The sequence below is a fragment of the Lactobacillus gigeriorum DSM 23908 = CRBIP 24.85 genome, from assembly GCF_000296855.1.
GTDB lineage: Bacteria > Bacillota > Bacilli > Lactobacillales > Lactobacillaceae > Lactobacillus > Lactobacillus gigeriorum.
Map to the genome: position 1 here is coordinate 19,701 of NZ_CAKC01000009.1, position 17,263 is coordinate 36,963.

Genomic DNA, 17,263 nt, shown 5'->3' on the forward strand with positions numbered 1-17,263 from the left:
AACTTTCTGAGTTTTAATCAGTTAGTTAGCTTTCTTCTTGTCGTTTTTATCAATGATTGAGAAACCAAGTAAACCAAAGAGAATAGCAATTAAACCAGCGATTGTTAAACTTTCGCCGTGTTCTTCACCAGTTTGTGGTAAAGCTTGAGTTTGGTTAACTTGGTTATTTGCTTTGGTATCAGCCAATGCTTTTACTGTACCTTCGTTTGCGTTATTGGTTTTACTTTGGCGAGTTTTAGCTACAACTGTTACTGACTTAGTTTGTTTATCGTGATGACGTAACGTTAAGTGTTGTGTTTCAGCAGTTGTTTCATCATTCTTAGCGTTATTTTTGTTAGCTTGATCATCTTTAGTAGCAGGGGTTAATTTTTCTACTTCAGTGGTCGAGTTGTCATTAGTTGCTGGTTGAGTTTGATCAGTTGGTTCAGTTGTAGGTTCAGCTGGGGTGGTTGTTTCATTAGAACCAGAGTTATCAGAAGAACCATTGTTTTCTGGTACTGGATTTACAGTAATAGTACCAGAGTTTGAAATAACAGTACCATTGAAATCTCTTGAATAAGTAACAGTGTAGACACCAGCTTGCGAGAGATCATAATTACCATCTTTATCAGGACTTACGACTTGACCATTACGAGTTACCGTAACTTTGAAATCGCCAGCAGTTAATTGTGCTTTACTGTTATCACGGCGAAGCGCGCTGTTTGATTTACTGTCCCATACCTGGTAGTTAGTTGGATCAGCAACTGTTTTAACTAATTCACTAGGATTCCAAGCCTTAGGTGCGGTTTTGGTGGTATAAGTTTGATCTTGATTGAGTAAAATTACGGGAACAACTTCAAAATAGAAACCGTCTTTGTCAACTGCTGATCCGTCTGGATTGGTAAGAGTTGCTCCGCTTTTACTTAAGGTGTAAAAGTAGTGATCCATTGGTTTGCCATTTGCAAAAGCAACAGTGTAGCCATGTTGGGTTAAATATTTTTCATAGTCGGCCAACTTGAGATAGGTATAGCTGTAGTCACCAACTACAGTTGATTGATCGACAGAAAGAGCACCATTGATCGGATTATCGTAGTAATAGTTAAGAAAATCGTTTTGGACAATTTCTGTTTCAGGAGATGATAATTTACCATCCAAATCGGGAACATATTGATAATTGTTATTACCGGTGTTAGTGCGAATAGCAGGTAAGGCATCTGCATCAACTAAAGGCTTATAAGATGAGGTTCTTACAATGAGTTTACCAGTTTGTTGGTTGTTTTCTAAGATATCAAAGTCATTGTAATCATCAGTCTTGGTATTTGCGTTAGTATCAACAAGTTTGTAAGGAATACTTAAATTGATGCGATCGTTACCTTTAACGGTTAAAGTAACTGGAATAAAGTACATTCGGCTCCAATCGCCTTGGCTTGCAGCAGCATTATCTAAGGTCGCAGTAATTTTGCTTAGATCATAGTTATTATTCTTGGCACTAGTGATGCTTACTTGGTTTTTACGACTGCTATCAGGTATGATAGTTGCTTCAGGATTACCAACTTTAAATGCGTTGGTATAAGAAGGTAACTTAATCGAGTAGTTAATGCTCTGGTCGTTGCTTGAGTCGTTTTCATAGAAAAAATGTAGGGCAAGAGTATCAGGATCATATGCATCCTTGTCTTTATCTAACAAGGAATTAAGGTAGACATAAGGAATGCCGGAGTTACTGGTAGCGTAAGAACTGGTGTATTCCTTACCAGATTTATCTTTAGCAGTAAAGTAGATGGTATATTTACCATCATGATTTTTATTTTCTAATAAATCAGAACTGGTTCCTTGAGGGTTGTTATAAAAAGGCGTATCAACGACTTGTTTACCATCATAGTAAGGCTTATCAGTTGATGGCTTATCAGGAGTTACAGCTACGGTTTGCTGGTTGGTGGTAGCTGCAATTTTTTCTTCAGTTAAATTGGTTGTACTAGTAGTTTTATCAGTAGTATCAAGCTTTGCGGTTGTGGTGGTTTCACCATTATCGTTAGTTGTATCAGCTTTAACTTGACCGCTTGCCATCAAGAAAAATGTACCTAAAGTTACTGAAGCTAAACCAACAGTTAACTTTCTTAATGAAAACCGATTTATTACTTTGTTTTGAGTATTACGAAAATTCATTATGTTACCTTCTAGTTCTAAAATTAAATATCGATTGTTATTCATTGCTTAAAAAATAACAACTGATCGCTAGACCAGTCGTTACTTTTTGATGTATGTTTGTTTCAAAAAACAAGGATAATTTTACACTCATATTTTTATTTGTTAAGGGAAAACCAAAGTTTTTTCAAGATTTTGAAAATCTTAATAAATATTGCTATATCAATATAGTTCCTTATAAAAGGGCTATACCAAAAGATATAAAATAACATTTTATCAATAATTATTTTGCTTTACAAAATTGCCAAAGAATATTTTTGACAAATAAAAAGTAGGACAATCGGCCAAATTAAAAGCTTTTTAATAATACAAGATGATGAAGTGATAATTTGTATAGAATACAATATCTTGTACTTTGTGCTATCATAGGAGCATAGATATAGGAGTGATTATCATGCTTGCCCAAAATTTTGCTTCAGAAAGAAGCTTAAATTTAAAAACACCCGCTATTTTTGTTAAACGTGATGGTGCAGAATATCCGTTTAGATTATTTAAATTAGAACTAGTAGCTCATGCTCTAGATCTTGACGAAGTTAAAGACGAACTCTTGGTCAAAATCTTGGGTAAATTGAACGCTCATCATTCAGTTTTGGCGAAAGAAGTTGCAATAGCTTTTCACGACAGCTTAAATGAACTAGGCTACCTTGATGAAGCCAAGGCATATTTAGAATATCGTCAGGAAGATGAAGTTCGGTGGCAGGAAGAAACCAATACGAAGAAGCGACTTGAACGCATGATTCAAAAGGATCCGACCATCGTCAACGAGAATGCTAACAAAGATAGTGATGTGTTCAGCACTCAACGTGACTTAACGGCCGGCGTTGTTGGTAAGACTGTGGGCTTAACTATGATGCCTGAACATATTGCCAAAGCCCATCTTCGTGGTGACATTCACTGGCATGATTTAGACTATACGCCACTTTCACCGATGACTAATTGCTGCTTAATCGATTTCAAGGAAATGCTTACTCATGGCTTTAAAATTGGTAATGCCTTCATGGAAAGTCCTAATTCGATTGGAGTAGCTACAAGTCAAGTAGCTCAAATCATTGCTAACGTTGCCTCCAGTCAATATGGTGGCTGTTCCTTTGACCGAGCAGATCAAGTTCTGGCACCATTTGCCCAAAAGAATTACGAAAAACATCTAGCTGATGCCAAAGAATTAATTGATGATGCTGATAAAGCTGAGGCATTTGCTAAAAAGCGGACTAAGAAGGATATCTACGATGCATTGCAAAGTCTTGAATATGAAATCAACACCATGTTTTCAAGTCAAGGGCAAACGCCATTTACTTCATTAGGCTTTGGTTTAGGAACTTCTTGGATTGAAAAGGAGATTCAAAAAGATATTCTTCGGATTCGAATCGCTGGACTAGGGAAGGATCATCGGACTGCCATTTTCCCTAAATTATTGTTTACAATTAAACGTGGCCTAAATCTACATCCAGGAGATCCTAACTATGATGTAAAACAATTGGCTGTAGAATGCTCTACTAAGCGGATGTATCCTGATGTTTTAATGTACGACAAGATCAAAGAGATTACTGGTTCTTTCAAGTGCCCGATGGGCTGTCGCTCATTTTTACAAGGATGGAAAGATGAAAATGGTGAAGAGGTCAATTCCGGACGAATGAATCTTGGCGTGGTAACGGTCAACTTGCCGAGAATTGCGATGGAGAGTCAAGGCGATGTAAACCGCTTCTGGCAAATTTTCGATACGCGTATGAAAACCGCTCATGATGCCTTAAAGTTTAAAGCTGAACGTACGACCCAAGCAACGCCTTTAAATGCGCCGATCCTTTATCAAAATGGTGCTTTTGGTAAACGTTTAAGCGAAGATGGGGATGTCAACGACTTGTTTAAGAATGGTCGTGCTACAATTTCTTTGGGCTACATTGGTTTATACGAAGTTGGGGTAGTATTCTTTGGTTCAGATTGGGAACATAATCAAGAAGCACATGATTTTACCATTGAAATCGTTAAAAAGATGCATGATCTATGTGCAAAATGGGAACAAGAAGATCCTAACCACTATCACTACAGTCTATATTCAACCCCTAGTGAAAGCTTGACTGACCGTTTTTGCCAGTTAGACCTCAAGAAATTTGGAAAAGTAAAGGATATTACTGATAAAGAATACTACACGAATTCTTTCCATTATGATGTCCGTAAACATCCAACGCCATTTGAAAAATTGACTTTTGAAAAGGACTATCCAAAATATGCCGCCGGAGGCTTTATCCATTATTGCGAGTATCCAAACTTGAAGCAAAATCCCGCTGCCTTAGAAGCCGTTTGGGATTGGGCCTATGATCAAGTAGGTTATCTTGGAACCAATACGCCAATTGACAAATGCTATAAATGTGGTTTTGCAGGAGAATTTACGGCTACTGCAAAAGGGTTTGAATGTCCTCAATGTGGCAATCATGATCCTAAGACTTGTGACTGTGTCAAGCGGACATGTGGCTATCTAGGTAATCCACTTAGTCGTCCAATGGTTCATGGTCGTCATGAAGAAATTGCTCATCGAGTAAAACACATGAATTTGGGAATGGAAAGTAAAATTGCCAGCATTGAAGCTAGAAAGAATGAAGCCTACTAATGCCTGAAAAAGATCATAATACTCAAGAAGGACCTGATGTTCGGGGGAGTTTAATTAAAGTTAATATTGATGGCGATACTATGTTTGTCGATTCTAATAACTATCGACCTCAAGTAGAACACGCTAAAAAGCTCTTACGCCAAAAACGCTTGCCTAAAAATCCTAAACCGCAAGAATGGAAGAGTGAAGATTACAGCTTGCATAAAATCGCTGACTATAAGCCTTTTAACTTTGTTGATGGCGAAGGCGTAAGATGTAGCCTCTATGTTTCAGGTTGCTTGTTCGATTGTCCAGGTTGCTATAACTTAGCTGCCCAAAATTTTAATTATGGCGTTCCTTATACACAGGAATTAGAAGATCGGATTATTAAGGATTTAGCGGAACCTTATGTTCAGGGGCTAACTTTATTAGGAGGAGAACCATTTTTAAATACTTGGGTTTGCTTAAGAATTATTGACCGCATTCGTAAAGAATTTGGTCACAGCAAAGATATTTGGTCTTGGTCAGGTTATACTTGGGATGAATTGCAGAAAGAAACGCCGGATAAGCTAGAAATGCTGTCAAAAATTGATATTCTCGTTGATGGCCGATTTATGGAAAGTTTAAAAGATTTGAGGCTGCAATTTAGAGGATCAAGCAATCAACGAATTATCGATGTTCCCAAATCCCTCAAGGCTGGTAAAGTAGTAATTTGGGATAAACTAGTCCGGTAGTCAAAGTAGAAATTAAGCGCTAAAATTTTAAGCGGGTTGCGAAAACCCGCATTTTTTATAAGGAAGAAATTAATGAAAGAAGCAAGATTAAAACTTGGCGATCAAGTTATCCAGAAATTACAAACGGTTGAAGATCCAGAGCTATTCGTTGATATTGTAAATCTTGGCCTAATTTATGGCGTTGAATTGCAAGGAGAAAAATGCATTATTTCAATGACATTGACGACGATGGGATGTCCGTTAAATGACTATCTAGAAGAACACATCAAACAAGCAGTATTGGAGCTACCAGAAATTAAGGAGGTTGAAGTGAAATTAGTCTGGTATCCGGTGTGGTCAGTTGAGCGCATGACCGAAGCTGCAAAGAAGCAGCTTGGGGTGAGGACTGAAGAAACTGGCAAAGAAGCTACTACTGCAAAATCTGATCGAATCCTCGATGTTCATACCTCAATCAAACAATTGACTGAACGTTATCCTGAATTAGTTCAGGATATGTATGAGATCGGTTTTACCCGAATTACGATTCCAGGGATGTTGCAAACCGTTGGACGAGTAATGACCCTTGAACTTGGTGCTAAGGCAATGAAGCTTGACCTAGCAAAAGTAAAAAATGATTTGAGAAAGCGAGGCTATGAGTTCGATGACTAAGGCAGATACACCGAAAAAGCGACAACAAGCAATCCTCAAAATTTTACATTTCATTCAAGCTGGTGGCGATTTAGAAACTGCTAAAGGGATGTTTCAAGAGAGCTTCGATCAAGTTGACGTTTCTGAAATTACTAATGCTGAACGGCAATTAATTGCTGGTGGCCTCGATCCTAGTGCAATTCAATACCTCTGCAATGTCCATGTGGATTTATTCCGCGATCATATTAAAACCAATGATGAAAATCCAGATTTTTCAATTCCTGGACATCCCGTGCATACCATTAAGTTGGAAAACTTGGTAATTAAGTCATTGATCAATGATTATTTACTGCCGCACCTTGAAAAATGGCAGAAACAGCAATCGGCTGATGAGTTAGGCAAGATTCGCCAAGCCTTGCATGATCTAGCGACGGTTGATAAACATTATAGTCGTAAAGAAACATCGATTTTTCCCATTATGAACAAATATGGAATCACTGCTCCGCCACAAGTAATGTGGGGCGTAGATGATGATATTCGCGCCTTGATTGCTAAAGCAGAAGCATTAACTGATAATGAAGATCCAGATGTAACTGAGCTGACAGAAGCAATAAAAAAGGCAGGTCATGAAGTGCTGGAGATGATCTTTAAGGAAGAAGAGATCATGTTGCCAATGATTGACGAAGTAGCAGATGCCAGTGATTGGTACAATGTTAAGCAGGAAGAAAAGCAGATCGGCTATACCTTGATTAATCCACCAATGAACTGGCGACCAAAGTTGCCAAAAGCCCAACCAGCTACAGTCGGATTAGCTGATCTTTCAAGCTTGGTGGTTAATTTTAAGGAAGGAAGCTTGAATCTAAAGCAAATTCAAGCAATTATCGATCTGTTGCCATTTGCTTTAACCTTTGTTGATGAACACGATCGCGTAGCCTTTTTTGGTGGTGTGGCTAGCTTTTATCCACATTCGAAAAATGTTTTAGGCTTACCAGTTTTTGACTGTCATACAGCTAAAAGTAGACCGTTAATTGAAAAAATTTTCCATCAATTTCATTCTGGAGAAAAAGATCACTACGAATTTTGGTTTCAACCTAAGAAACTAGGACGCTACTTGTACTTACGCTATTATGCAGTTCATGATGAGTCGGGTAAATACCTAGGGTGCTTAGAAGTAGGCGAAGATGTGACAGAAATCAGACAATGGCAAGAGGAAAAAAGGACGATTGAATAAACTGAAGTGAGAATCTAAAGTTGCATATTTTAGATTCTTTTTAGATTTTTTTTTCTAGGCTAATTATTAGCATCTTTAGTTATGTATCCGCTATAATAGGCAGGATTAAGGATTCTTAGGAGGTCTTTTATGAATACTTTTAAAGTAGGAACGCCTACCACTGCAAATGAAAATATCCTATCTTTTAGTGAAGCCTATAAGGCTGCTAGCGATGGGGATGTTCTCGAAATCCAAGGTGCCCAAAACCTTGAGCTTCCTGAGCAATTTACACTTGCAAAAAGTTTGACAATTACCACGAATGAAGTGGATGCAAGCCAATTTCCTAACTTGAAAGCAAGTTTTAAGATTGAAGATAATGTAACCATAAAATTCAGTAAACTCAATTTTACGAATGATGCAGAACTGCAAAGCATTTTAGCAGTAGATCATGCCAGTGTCGAAGTTGAAGATAGTACCTTTACCAGCAGCAACACTGGTGTAGCAAGATTTGCAACCATATCTGGTAAAAAGGCTAACGTAACCCTTAAGAATAGCAAAATAACGGGGTTATTTAGTTTTACTATGCAAAGTAAATTGCGGTTAGATCATACTGAGGCTAACGCAGAAGTTGGCAATAAGTTAATGCTCGAATTGGAAGAATCAAGTGCTGAAATTATCAATAAGAGTAAGGTTAAGGCACAGATTAAACGAGATGACTATGCTTCTTTTAAAGTTGAAAAGTCGCGCTTTTTTGCCAAAGATTCAAACTTGGTAGGGCAAATTTGGGCAACAGAAGATTCCACGGTTACGCTGAAAGATAGTCAGATTGCAACTAGCCGTAGCTCGGTTGCAATAGCTGCAGATAAAACAACATTAGAGTTGAAAAACTCGAAGTTGACTAGTAACCAAAGAACTGCTTTAAGATTGACTAACCTGTCGCGTGCTACCATGGAAGGAGCTACTTTTACTCCAGGTGCGGGTAAGTATGATTTCATTATTGAAGATAGTATTGTTAAGCTCGATCAAGAAGATTTAAGCTTGATTTATTTTGCACGAAGCGATGTGGAAATCGGTACAGCGACAATTCAAAGCTTACAAGCTGAAGACCATACTACGTTACAGATTCAAGATGTAGACTTTTCTTCTGAACATGCAACTAAATGGAAGAACTTTACTTTGAAAGATCATTCAGTCTTGATTGCCTTAAAGGTACGGACTGACATTCGCGACACTTATGCAGAGTTAAAAGGTGGCTCCTACGCAAGAATCGAACAAGTCAACCGTTTACCATATATCAATATCATCGATAACGATAGTCGAATTGAAATTGCTACTACTGCAGAGCCTAAACCGGATCTTTTTGCTCTTGGAGATAAAGAAGATGCGATGGAAACCTTGATGAACTTGACTGGTTTAGGTCGAGTTAAGGAGCAAATCAAGACTACTACGACTTTGATCAAATTTAATAAAATTCGTAAGGCGCAAGGACTTAAGACTATCAGTAATACCTTGCATGCGGTCTTTTTAGGAAATCCTGGTACAGGTAAAACCACGGTAGCTCGTCTTTATGCCAAAATCTTATATGATGCTGGAGTACTTCCAGGTGAAGAATTCAAGTTTGTTGAAGCTGGTCGTGAGGATTTAGTTGGTAAAGTTATCGGTGAAAGTGCCCAGAAAACTGCGATCACGCTTGAACGGGCAAAAGGTGGCGTGCTTTTTATCGATGAAGCATATGCCTTAAACGTTGAAGATTCAAGCAATGACTTTGGACACGAAGTTATTACCCAAATCCTTAAATATATGGAAAATCATCGTGATGAAATTGCCATTATTTTTGCGGGTTACACTGAAGAAATGCAAGACTTCTTAGAATCTAATCCAGGGCTTGATTCAAGAATTCCGAATAAATTCTACTTTGACGACTACAGCCCAAAAGAAATTGTGCAAATTACCAAAGATATGTTAGAGGACGACGAAGTCCACCCAGAAGATCCTGAGTACTTTGATAAACGGATTGCAAGTTTGTATCGCAATGACTTTGATACTGGTAATGCACGTTGGTCGCGTAATATTGCTCAAGGTCTTGAATTACAAATGGCAAAGCGCATTGCTGATCATCCTGATCAAAGCCCAGATGTTTTGGTGAATGGCGATATTGATGAATTAGTCAACCAAGGAAGTTATATCGAAGGCTCACAAGAAGATGCTTATGAGCAATTACAACATTTGATTGGCTTAAAACGCGTTAAAGAACAAATCGATGAATTTATCAGCATGGCCCTAATTAATAAAAAGCGGCAAGAGATGGGTTACGAAGCAAGTGACTACACTCTGCATTCACTATTCCTAGGAAATCCAGGTACAGGTAAAACGACCGTTGCTCGCTTAATGGGTAAGACTTTATACCAAAAAGGGGTAATTAGACGCGATAAATTCGTTGAAGTTACTCGTGCGGATTTAGTTGGTAAATATGTTGGTCATACTGCAATATTAACAAGAAAGATTTTGAAGTCGGCTTTGGGTGGTGTGCTCTTTATCGATGAAGCCTATGATTTGGCTAAGCGAGATGACAGTGGTACAGACTTTGGTAAAGAAGCAGTAACGGAAATTCTTAAGTTTATGGAAGATCACCGCCATGATTTAGTAATTATTTTTGCGGGATACTACCAAGAAATGGCAGAGTTTTTAGAAACAAATACCGGATTAAAGAGCCGTATTCCTAACAAGTTTGACTTTGAAGATTATGATGTTGATGCAATTTGCCAGATTGGTTTACAAAAACTGCATGAAAAAGAATATCGAGTTGACGAAGCTAAATATAAGGAAGTTATCGAACAAAAGTATCATCCATCAACGGAAACGGGTAATGGACGTTGGGTTCAAGTCTTTAATGACCGCTTGACTAGAATTCAAGCAGAACGAGTTACGAGGGATCTTGAACATAATGATATTTTAAAAATTACAGATGCTGATTTGGATAAATTGGCAGGATTAAACTAATGAAAAATCGTCTGGAAAACCAGGCGATTTTTTTGTTGGTGATTAATCTTGATCATTTTCTTGATCATTTGCACTTAATCTTGATCATTTATGCTAAAATGATCAAGAATAATTAGATGATGATCAAGATTAAGGTGCAAAATGAAAAAATTTGATTACACAACATTGAATAATCTGCAATTAGACAATGAAGCTATCAATAAGTTAACGACAATTTATCAACTGCGAGGTGAAACTAGTAGTTATCAGATAGACTATCGTGAGGAACTAGAAAAATTGGTTGCAGTAGCCAAAATTCAAAGTACAGATGCTTCTAACCGAATAGAAGGAATTTTCACGACTGACAATCGGTTGAATAAGATCATGATGAATAAGGTTCAACCATATAATCAAAATGAGCAAGAGATTGCGGGTTATCGCGATGTCTTGAATTTAATACATGAAAATTATAACTATATGCAAATTTCAAAAAATACTATTTTAACTATGCATAGTAGATTGTTTAAATACGCAGGTGATAATTGGGGCGGTAAATTTAAAGATATTAATAATAAAATTATTGCTAAATATGAAGATGGTCATGAGGAAGTTCGATTTAATCCACCTGAAGCTTATCTTGTGCCGGAATTAATTACTCAACTATCAGAACAATATGAACGATCGAATCATCAGCGAGCTATTAATCCATTGGTTTTATCTGCTGCTTTTGTTTTTGATTTTGTATCGATCCATCCATTTAGAGATGGTAATGGCAGAATGTCGCAGTTATTGATGCTATTAACGATGTATCAACTTGGATTTGAAGTTGGAAAATATATTAGTTTAGAAAAGATAATTGAAGAAAGTAAAGCAGATTATTATCAAGCATTAGCTGCTAGCTCAGTGGGATGGAATGAAAACCAAAATGACTATCTTCCCTTTATTAACTATTATTTAGGTATTGTTGTACGTGCGTATCGTGAATTAATTGAACGCATGGGATTGGTTCATACTCAACAGAAAGAATTGACTGCTGAGGATCTAGTTTTAAAAACTTTACGTAAACAATTAAGACCATTATCAAAAGCAGAATTGGTTGAATTAATACCTCGTTATAGCCAAATTTCAATTCAACGTGCCTTACACGATCTAAAGCAGAAAAATAAGATACAGATGATTGGAGGAGGAAGAAGCACTAAGTATATCGCAATTTAGTAATCTTGATCATTTTCTTGATCATTTGCACTTAATCTTGATCATTTATGCTAAAATGATCAAGAATAATTAGATGATGATCAAGAATAGCGACCTATTTTTTCTTGAACGGACAAAAATATCGATATCGTAAGCGCTTTAAGATATAGTTAGAAAAAATCATATTAATTATCTCATAAGCAATCATTTGGATCGATTGCTTATTTTTTTACTGCTTTATTGATTAATTGTGAATGTGTATGATATAATATTTGCAAAGGAGATGATAATATGAAGGCTGGAAAAGTAATGGATCTGCTTCAAATCAGCCGCTCGACTTTGAAGCGCTATCGCGAAAAAGGAATTCTCGAAGCCACCAGACTGCCCACTGGCCAATACGTATTCGACGACGATTCGGTCTTCTTGCTTAAGAATAAGCGCTCGAGCAGAATGACCGTTTTATACGGTCGAGTTTCAACCTCCAAGCAGAAAGCCGATCTCGCCAATCAAATGCAAGAATTATCTGATTTTGCTCAGAGCAAGGGCTTTAAAGTCGATGCTCGTTTTCAAGACATAGCCAGTGGCATTTCTTTCAAAAAGCGCCGGGAGTTCTTCAAAATGCTTGATCTAATCCTAGAGGGCAAAGTAAAGCGTGTCATTGTTACTCATCAGGATCGCTTGAGCCGCGTAGGCTTCGACTTGTTTGAATACTTCTTCAAAAACTATGGCACTGAAATTGAAGTGATTTCAGACGAAACGAATCCTAAAACCGATGAACAGGAGCTCTTGGAGGAGATCACTGCTCTGCTTAGCAGTTTTTCTAAAAAGTCGTAGAGCGAGCCGAGCATCCTGTCTTTATTTTTGAGACAATAGCTATGGAAAGGAGGCGAATTCGATGCCTAAGAAAAATAAGGAAGTTCCAAGAAACTCGGTTCAGTACAGCCACCTGTCTAGCGAGTATTTGATACCAGCTACTGCATTGCTCGATCAGTTTAGCCACGCTAGCCATGATCTGTATAACCGAGCCCTCTATGACCTGCGTCAGGGCTTCTTCAAGAAGAGATACGTCAAAGGCTACGGCGGGCTCGACAGCCTGTTCAAGCAAAGGTATCAAGCGCGAGAGTCCATGCTTTACCACGACTTGGGCTACGTTCAGTCGGCCCAGCAGACCCTGAAGGAAGTCAATACGGTTTGGCAGGCATGGCTTAAGGCCTTAAAGGCATATAAGGCCAATCCTGGCAGGTTTACCGGTCGGCCAAGAATGCCTAGGTATCTGCGCAAGGGTCAAAGGCATACCTTTTTTGTCACCAACCAAAACGCCAAGGTTAAGGACGGCTGCCTGGTCATACCTAAGCTAGGCTTCAAGCTGAAGCTGGCGCCCCAGATCAAGGCCATTCAAAGAGTCGCCTTTAAGCCGATCTATGACGGCTATAAGGTTGTCGTCCAGTATAAGATCGACCAGAAGATTACCTATCTGCCGGACAATGGAAAATATCTAGGAATCGATCCTGGCGTAGACAACGCCTTTGCCTGCGTGACCAATACCAAGAACGCTCCTCTGCTCATAAACGGTCGAGGGATAAAATCGGTCAACCAGTACTACAACAAGGAGCGGTCGAGACTAAAGGCGCTGCAGGCAAGGTATCGTCAGCTTGAAAGCATCATTGATACCAAGCAGGGAAAAAAGCCCGTCTACCAGGAAACCAAGGCCATGAAGAGATTGACAGCCTGGCGCAATGCCAAGATCAGAGAGTTTGCTCACAAAGCCACCAAGCGCATCGTTGACTATGCGCTAAGCTGTGAGACAAACACGATCGTTATCGGTAACAACAAGTCGTGGAAGAGAAGCTCCGACATGGGCAAGAAGAGCAATCAGAACTTCATTAGCATTCCTCACAAGGTCATGATCGAAATGCTTCAATACAAGGCTAATCTAGCAGGCATCAGTGTGATTAGAACCAATGAAAGTTATACTAGTCAAACCAGCGCCTTAGACCATGAACAGCCTTGCTGGCAGAATGGCAACAAGAGCCGCAAAAAGCAGGGAAAAAGCCCCGTCAATCGGCGCATTAGTCGCGGCCTGTTTAGATCCAACGACGGCCGACTGATCAATGCGGACGTCAACGGAGCCTTCCAGATAACTAGAAAAGCATTTCCAAAGGTTTCATTAGCCAATGGAATAGCGGACGTAGTGTTACGCCCAGTCAAATGGTCCGCTCTCATCTGAGCGACCACTTGACGAAGAAGATAGCAGGCGACCGAATTCAGCTGGTTGACGCTCTTGTAAAGTCGTCCTTATAGTTTCGCTTGTCGGAATAGATAAGGGGAGCGCTTAAAAAGGTTGAGGGCAGATATCGACATGAAAAAGATCGCGTTCTTAGGAAAAATGAGATCAGATAAAGCAAAATGATCGCATTGACCTAATATTTTCTAACATAATAATGGTGTAATAACCGATTTGATGAAAGCGTGAATCATGATGAATAACAAGTTCTGGTGGTCAGTTACTATAGCGGTTAATTTGATTGTGGGATTAACAGTAATAATTTTGCCATTTGTTGGATTATCGCAATATACATGGTGGGTGTTCTTGCTTTATCCAGTCTATATTAGTGGAATGATCTTTGATTATAGAAGATCAAAAAAACATAAAATAACAAATTGATATGAATGCCTGAACTAACTCAGGCATTTTTTTCTTGAACTCAACTTGGTATCTGAAAAGGCTTTCGCTATAATAAGATTGATACAACAAATACGGGTGAGAATTGTGAACAATAAAGATATCTTAGACCTTTTTCCAGATGCAAAATTAATTAAGAATAACGATTATCCAGAAAATAGCCAAATCATTGAGACTAAATTAGGAAAAATAGCATTTCCGGTTGCTTCATTAACTGAGCGTGAGTTAGCACTACTAGAATTATTTGATGTTAAAACAGTGGCTAATGATGACTATAATCCTTGGCAAAACTATTTGATGGAAAAGGGCACACAGCCTGCGATTGTCAAAAAGGTTCGTTTTTTATATTTAAAAGTTAATAAACTCGCACATGATTTGCGTTCTAGCTGGGAAGAATTGACCCATTCATTTTTTACCAATAGCAGTCAGTTTTGGCTAACAGATGAGTTATTTATAATCGTTGATCAAGATTGTTTACTAACTAAGGAAGATTTTACAGGAATTATCAGCGCCATTGATAGTGACTTTGATTGCCAAACTAGTTTACAAATTGGCTTGATTTGGGAAACAGCAGATAATCTGCCTGAAATATTCAATGAAGAAAGGACAATTTTTGCTACCGACAGTCAGCAGTTAGACCAGGTAAGTACTATTCCAGAGCGGGCTTTTTCATATTACTTGAATCAAGCTAATCATAATGGTCTGCTAAAGGCTTATCGGAAAAAGCTTGAACGAAACGAGAGCTATCCGCAACTTATTGTTGAACTTTACCGAGTAGGTGGCAATCTCTCTAAAGCATCTAAGCAGTTGTTCTTACATCGTAACACCCTTGAATATCGCCTTGATAAATTACGTGATGATTTTGGTCTTAATCTTCGTAAAGTGGATGATTTAGTGTTTGCTTTAATGGCAATCCGTAGTAAGTAAGCCCTTTCGTAAAAGTGCACAAAAATGATAAATGTTTTTGGGCACTTTTTATATTAAACCGCTTTCAATAATGTGGGATGATATAACCATCGAGAGAAAAAGAGGTTTAAAAAATGGTAGAAGTAGACTTAAATCATATTTACAAAAAATACGAAAAGAACGATTTTTATTCAGTAAACGACTTTGACTTACATATTAAAGATAAGGAATTTATCGTTTTTGTTGGACCATCAGGATGTGGTAAATCAACTACGCTTAGAATGATTGCCGGTTTGGAAGATATATCCAAGGGTACGCTAGAAATCGACCACAAGGTAATGAACGATGTAGCACCAAAGGATCGTAACATTGCCATGGTATTCCAGAACTACGCTTTGTACCCTCACATGACGATTTATGACAACATGGCATTTGGACTTAAATTGAGACACTACTCAAAAGAAGATATTGAAAAGCGAGTAAACCACGCAGCTAAAATTTTAGGCTTGGAAGATTACTTGCAAAAGAAGCCAGCAGAATTATCTGGTGGTCAAAGACAGCGTGTTGCTTTGGGTAGAGCAATTGTCCGGGATGCGCCAATCTTCTTGATGGACGAACCTTTGTCAAACTTGGATGCTAAATTGAGAGTTTCCATGCGTGCTGAAATTGCCAAGTTGCACCAAAGATTGGGGACCACTACCATCTACGTAACTCACGACCAGACTGAGGCCATGACTTTAGCTGACCGAGTAGTGGTTATGTCAGTTGGTGAAGTACAACAAATTGGTAGTCCACTTGAAGTTTACAACAAGCCAGTAAACATGTTTGTTGCTGGGTTCATTGGTTCACCTCAAATGAACTTCTTCCACGTTCACTACAATGATGGTCGCATTACTGACGGTAAGGGCTTCTCAATTGCTATTCCAGAAGGTAAGGCTAAGATACTTAACGAAAAGGGCTACAATGATAAGGATCTTGTCTTTGGTATCCGTCCTGAAGACGTACACGCAGAACAAGCCTTCCTTGAAACTTGGCCAGATGCCGTTGTTGAATCAGAAGTTGTTGTTTCAGAACTCTTAGGTTCAACCGTTCAACTTTACCAAAAGGTAGATGATACTGAATTCGTAGCAAACATTAATTCAAGAGACTACTTCAAACCTGGAGACAAGGTGAAGATGGGCTTCGATGTCAACAAGGCACACTTCTTTGATAAGGATACAACTAAGGCTATCAGATAATGAAAAATTTAGCAGTAATTGATATTGGCGGTACTAGTATCAAGTTTGGTGCTTGGGTCAACAATGAATTAATTACCTTAGGCAGTGAACCAACACCAGATAATATTGCCAGTTTTTATAAGATTTTAAAACATCGGGTAGATGAAATTAAAGCAACTTATGCGGATATCAGTGGCGTTGCTATTAGCTCTCCAGGTGCAGTTAATAAAGAAGCTCGTCAAATTGATGGCGCAAGTGCTATCCGATATATCCATGGCTTTCCTATTTTTGAGCAGTTAGAGACTTTATTTGATTTGCCTGTAAGTATTGAAAATGATGCCAATTGTGCTGCTCTAGCAGAAGTTGCCAATGGCGCAGGTAAGGACAATAAGAATGTTCTATTCCTGGTTCTTGGAACTGGAATTGGTGGGGCAATCATTATCGATGGTAAGATTTTCCATGGTAGTCACCTTTATGGTGGTGAGTTTGGCTTTATGCTGGTAAATGATCATGAAACTTTAAGCGAGGCTTGTTCCCCAGTTAATTTAGCACGCAAGTATAATGAAATTACCGGCGAAGGCCTCACGGGCAAGGAAGTATTTGATTTGGCTGATCAAGGTAATCAGATTGCTTATGAATTGCGAGAAAAAATGCTGAAATCATTAGCAGTCTCGATCTACAATCTCCAATATTCTTATGATCCCGAAAAATTTATTCTGGGTGGTGGTGTTTCAAATAACCCACGTCTATTGCCACTTTTAAAGAAGAAGATTCACGAAATGGTGGCAAGTGTTCCAATTGCTGAAATCGAACCAGAAGTTGAATTATGTCAATTCAAGAGCAATGCTAATCTCTATGGTGCTGTGGTTGATTTTTTGCAAGAGCATAAATAATATGTATAGAAATATTAAAATAGTTCCCCAAACGCAAGAGAGCGATGATTTCCAATTG

The 17,263-nt window shown here is 38.4% G+C and carries 12 protein-coding genes; 11 read left to right on the forward strand and 1 reads right to left on the reverse strand.

Annotated features, from left to right (window positions below; translation table 11 throughout):
- Positions 1-21: 21 nt before the first annotated feature.
- A complete protein-coding gene (locus BN52_RS00955) occupies positions 22-2,142 on the reverse strand; it encodes a YSIRK-type signal peptide-containing protein (protein WP_008472182.1) in 2,121 nt (706 codons plus the stop codon).
- Positions 2,143-2,575: 433 nt separating this feature from the next.
- Here BN52_RS00955 and nrdD point away from each other — a divergent pair, with 433 nt between their 5' ends.
- The 11 genes from nrdD (at position 2,576) to BN52_RS01015 (ending at position 17,205) form a co-directional block, all read left to right on the forward strand.
- The gene (gene nrdD / locus BN52_RS00960) at positions 2,576-4,783 is read left to right on the forward strand and encodes an anaerobic ribonucleoside-triphosphate reductase (protein WP_008472183.1); all 2,208 of its coding nucleotides are present in this window, start codon (positions 2,576-2,578) and stop codon (positions 4,781-4,783) included.
- Positions 4,783-5,496 (forward strand): anaerobic ribonucleoside-triphosphate reductase activating protein, encoded by a 714-nt coding sequence (gene nrdG, locus BN52_RS00965; RefSeq protein ID WP_008472185.1) that lies wholly within the window; start codon positions 4,783-4,785, stop codon positions 5,494-5,496. Before nrdD ends, nrdG begins: the two co-directional genes overlap by 1 nt.
- A gap of 72 nt (positions 5,497-5,568) precedes the next feature.
- Positions 5,569-6,144: an iron-sulfur cluster assembly protein gene (locus tag BN52_RS00970; RefSeq protein WP_008472186.1), complete on the forward strand. Its 576-nt coding sequence runs from the start codon at positions 5,569-5,571 to the stop codon at positions 6,142-6,144.
- Positions 6,137-7,354: a DUF438 domain-containing protein gene (locus BN52_RS00975; protein WP_008472187.1), complete on the forward strand. Its 1,218-nt coding sequence runs from the start codon at positions 6,137-6,139 to the stop codon at positions 7,352-7,354. The genes BN52_RS00970 and BN52_RS00975 overlap by 8 nt, the downstream gene beginning before the upstream one ends.
- Before the next feature lie 129 nt (positions 7,355-7,483).
- Positions 7,484-10,333, forward strand: a complete 2,850-nt coding sequence (locus BN52_RS00980; protein WP_008472188.1) for an AAA family ATPase — start codon at positions 7,484-7,486, stop codon at positions 10,331-10,333.
- Between the two features lie 141 nt (positions 10,334-10,474).
- Positions 10,475-11,527 (forward strand): Fic family protein, encoded by a 1,053-nt coding sequence (locus BN52_RS00985; RefSeq protein ID WP_008472190.1) that lies wholly within the window; start codon positions 10,475-10,477, stop codon positions 11,525-11,527.
- A 270-nt stretch (positions 11,528-11,797) separates the two neighbouring features.
- On the forward strand, positions 11,798-12,340 hold the full coding sequence (locus BN52_RS00990; protein ID WP_008472191.1) for an IS607 family transposase: 543 nt from the start codon (positions 11,798-11,800) through the stop codon (positions 12,338-12,340).
- A gap of 61 nt (positions 12,341-12,401) precedes the next feature.
- Positions 12,402-13,733, forward strand: coding sequence for an RNA-guided endonuclease InsQ/TnpB family protein (locus tag BN52_RS00995; RefSeq protein WP_008472192.1), 1,332 nt, complete (start codon positions 12,402-12,404; stop codon positions 13,731-13,733).
- 543 nt (positions 13,734-14,276) lie between these two features.
- Positions 14,277-15,116, forward strand: a complete 840-nt coding sequence (locus BN52_RS01005) for a helix-turn-helix domain-containing protein (RefSeq protein WP_008472197.1) — start codon at positions 14,277-14,279, stop codon at positions 15,114-15,116.
- Positions 15,117-15,229: 113 nt separating this feature from the next.
- Positions 15,230-16,333: an ABC transporter ATP-binding protein gene (locus BN52_RS01010; protein ID WP_008472198.1), complete on the forward strand. Its 1,104-nt coding sequence runs from the start codon at positions 15,230-15,232 to the stop codon at positions 16,331-16,333.
- Positions 16,333-17,205, forward strand: a complete 873-nt coding sequence (locus BN52_RS01015; protein ID WP_008472199.1) for an ROK family protein — start codon at positions 16,333-16,335, stop codon at positions 17,203-17,205. The genes BN52_RS01010 and BN52_RS01015 overlap by 1 nt, the downstream gene beginning before the upstream one ends.
- The last annotated feature ends 58 nt before the right edge of the window (positions 17,206-17,263 follow it).

Excerpts from the sequence above, each read along its gene's own strand:
- BN52_RS00995 (WP_008472192.1), top strand. The coding sequence starts at position 12,402 with ATGCCTAAGAAAAATAAGGAAGTTCCAAGAAACTCGGTTCAGTACAGC.
- BN52_RS00980 (WP_008472188.1), top strand. The coding sequence starts at position 7,484 with ATGAATACTTTTAAAGTAGGAACGCCTACCACTGCAAATGAAAATATC.
- BN52_RS00990 (WP_008472191.1), top strand. The coding sequence starts at position 11,798 with ATGAAGGCTGGAAAAGTAATGGATCTGCTTCAAATCAGCCGCTCGACT.
- BN52_RS01015 (WP_008472199.1), top strand. The coding sequence starts at position 16,333 with ATGAAAAATTTAGCAGTAATTGATATTGGCGGTACTAGTATCAAGTTT.
- nrdG (WP_008472185.1), top strand. The coding sequence starts at position 4,783 with ATGCCTGAAAAAGATCATAATACTCAAGAAGGACCTGATGTTCGGGGG.
- BN52_RS00955 (WP_008472182.1), bottom strand. The coding sequence starts at position 2,142 with ATGAATTTTCGTAATACTCAAAACAAAGTAATAAATCGGTTTTCATTA.
- BN52_RS01010 (WP_008472198.1), top strand. The coding sequence starts at position 15,230 with ATGGTAGAAGTAGACTTAAATCATATTTACAAAAAATACGAAAAGAAC.
- BN52_RS00970 (WP_008472186.1), top strand. The coding sequence starts at position 5,569 with ATGAAAGAAGCAAGATTAAAACTTGGCGATCAAGTTATCCAGAAATTA.
- BN52_RS00975 (WP_008472187.1), top strand. The coding sequence starts at position 6,137 with ATGACTAAGGCAGATACACCGAAAAAGCGACAACAAGCAATCCTCAAA.
- BN52_RS00985 (WP_008472190.1), top strand. The coding sequence starts at position 10,475 with ATGAAAAAATTTGATTACACAACATTGAATAATCTGCAATTAGACAAT.
- nrdD (WP_008472183.1), top strand. The coding sequence starts at position 2,576 with ATGCTTGCCCAAAATTTTGCTTCAGAAAGAAGCTTAAATTTAAAAACA.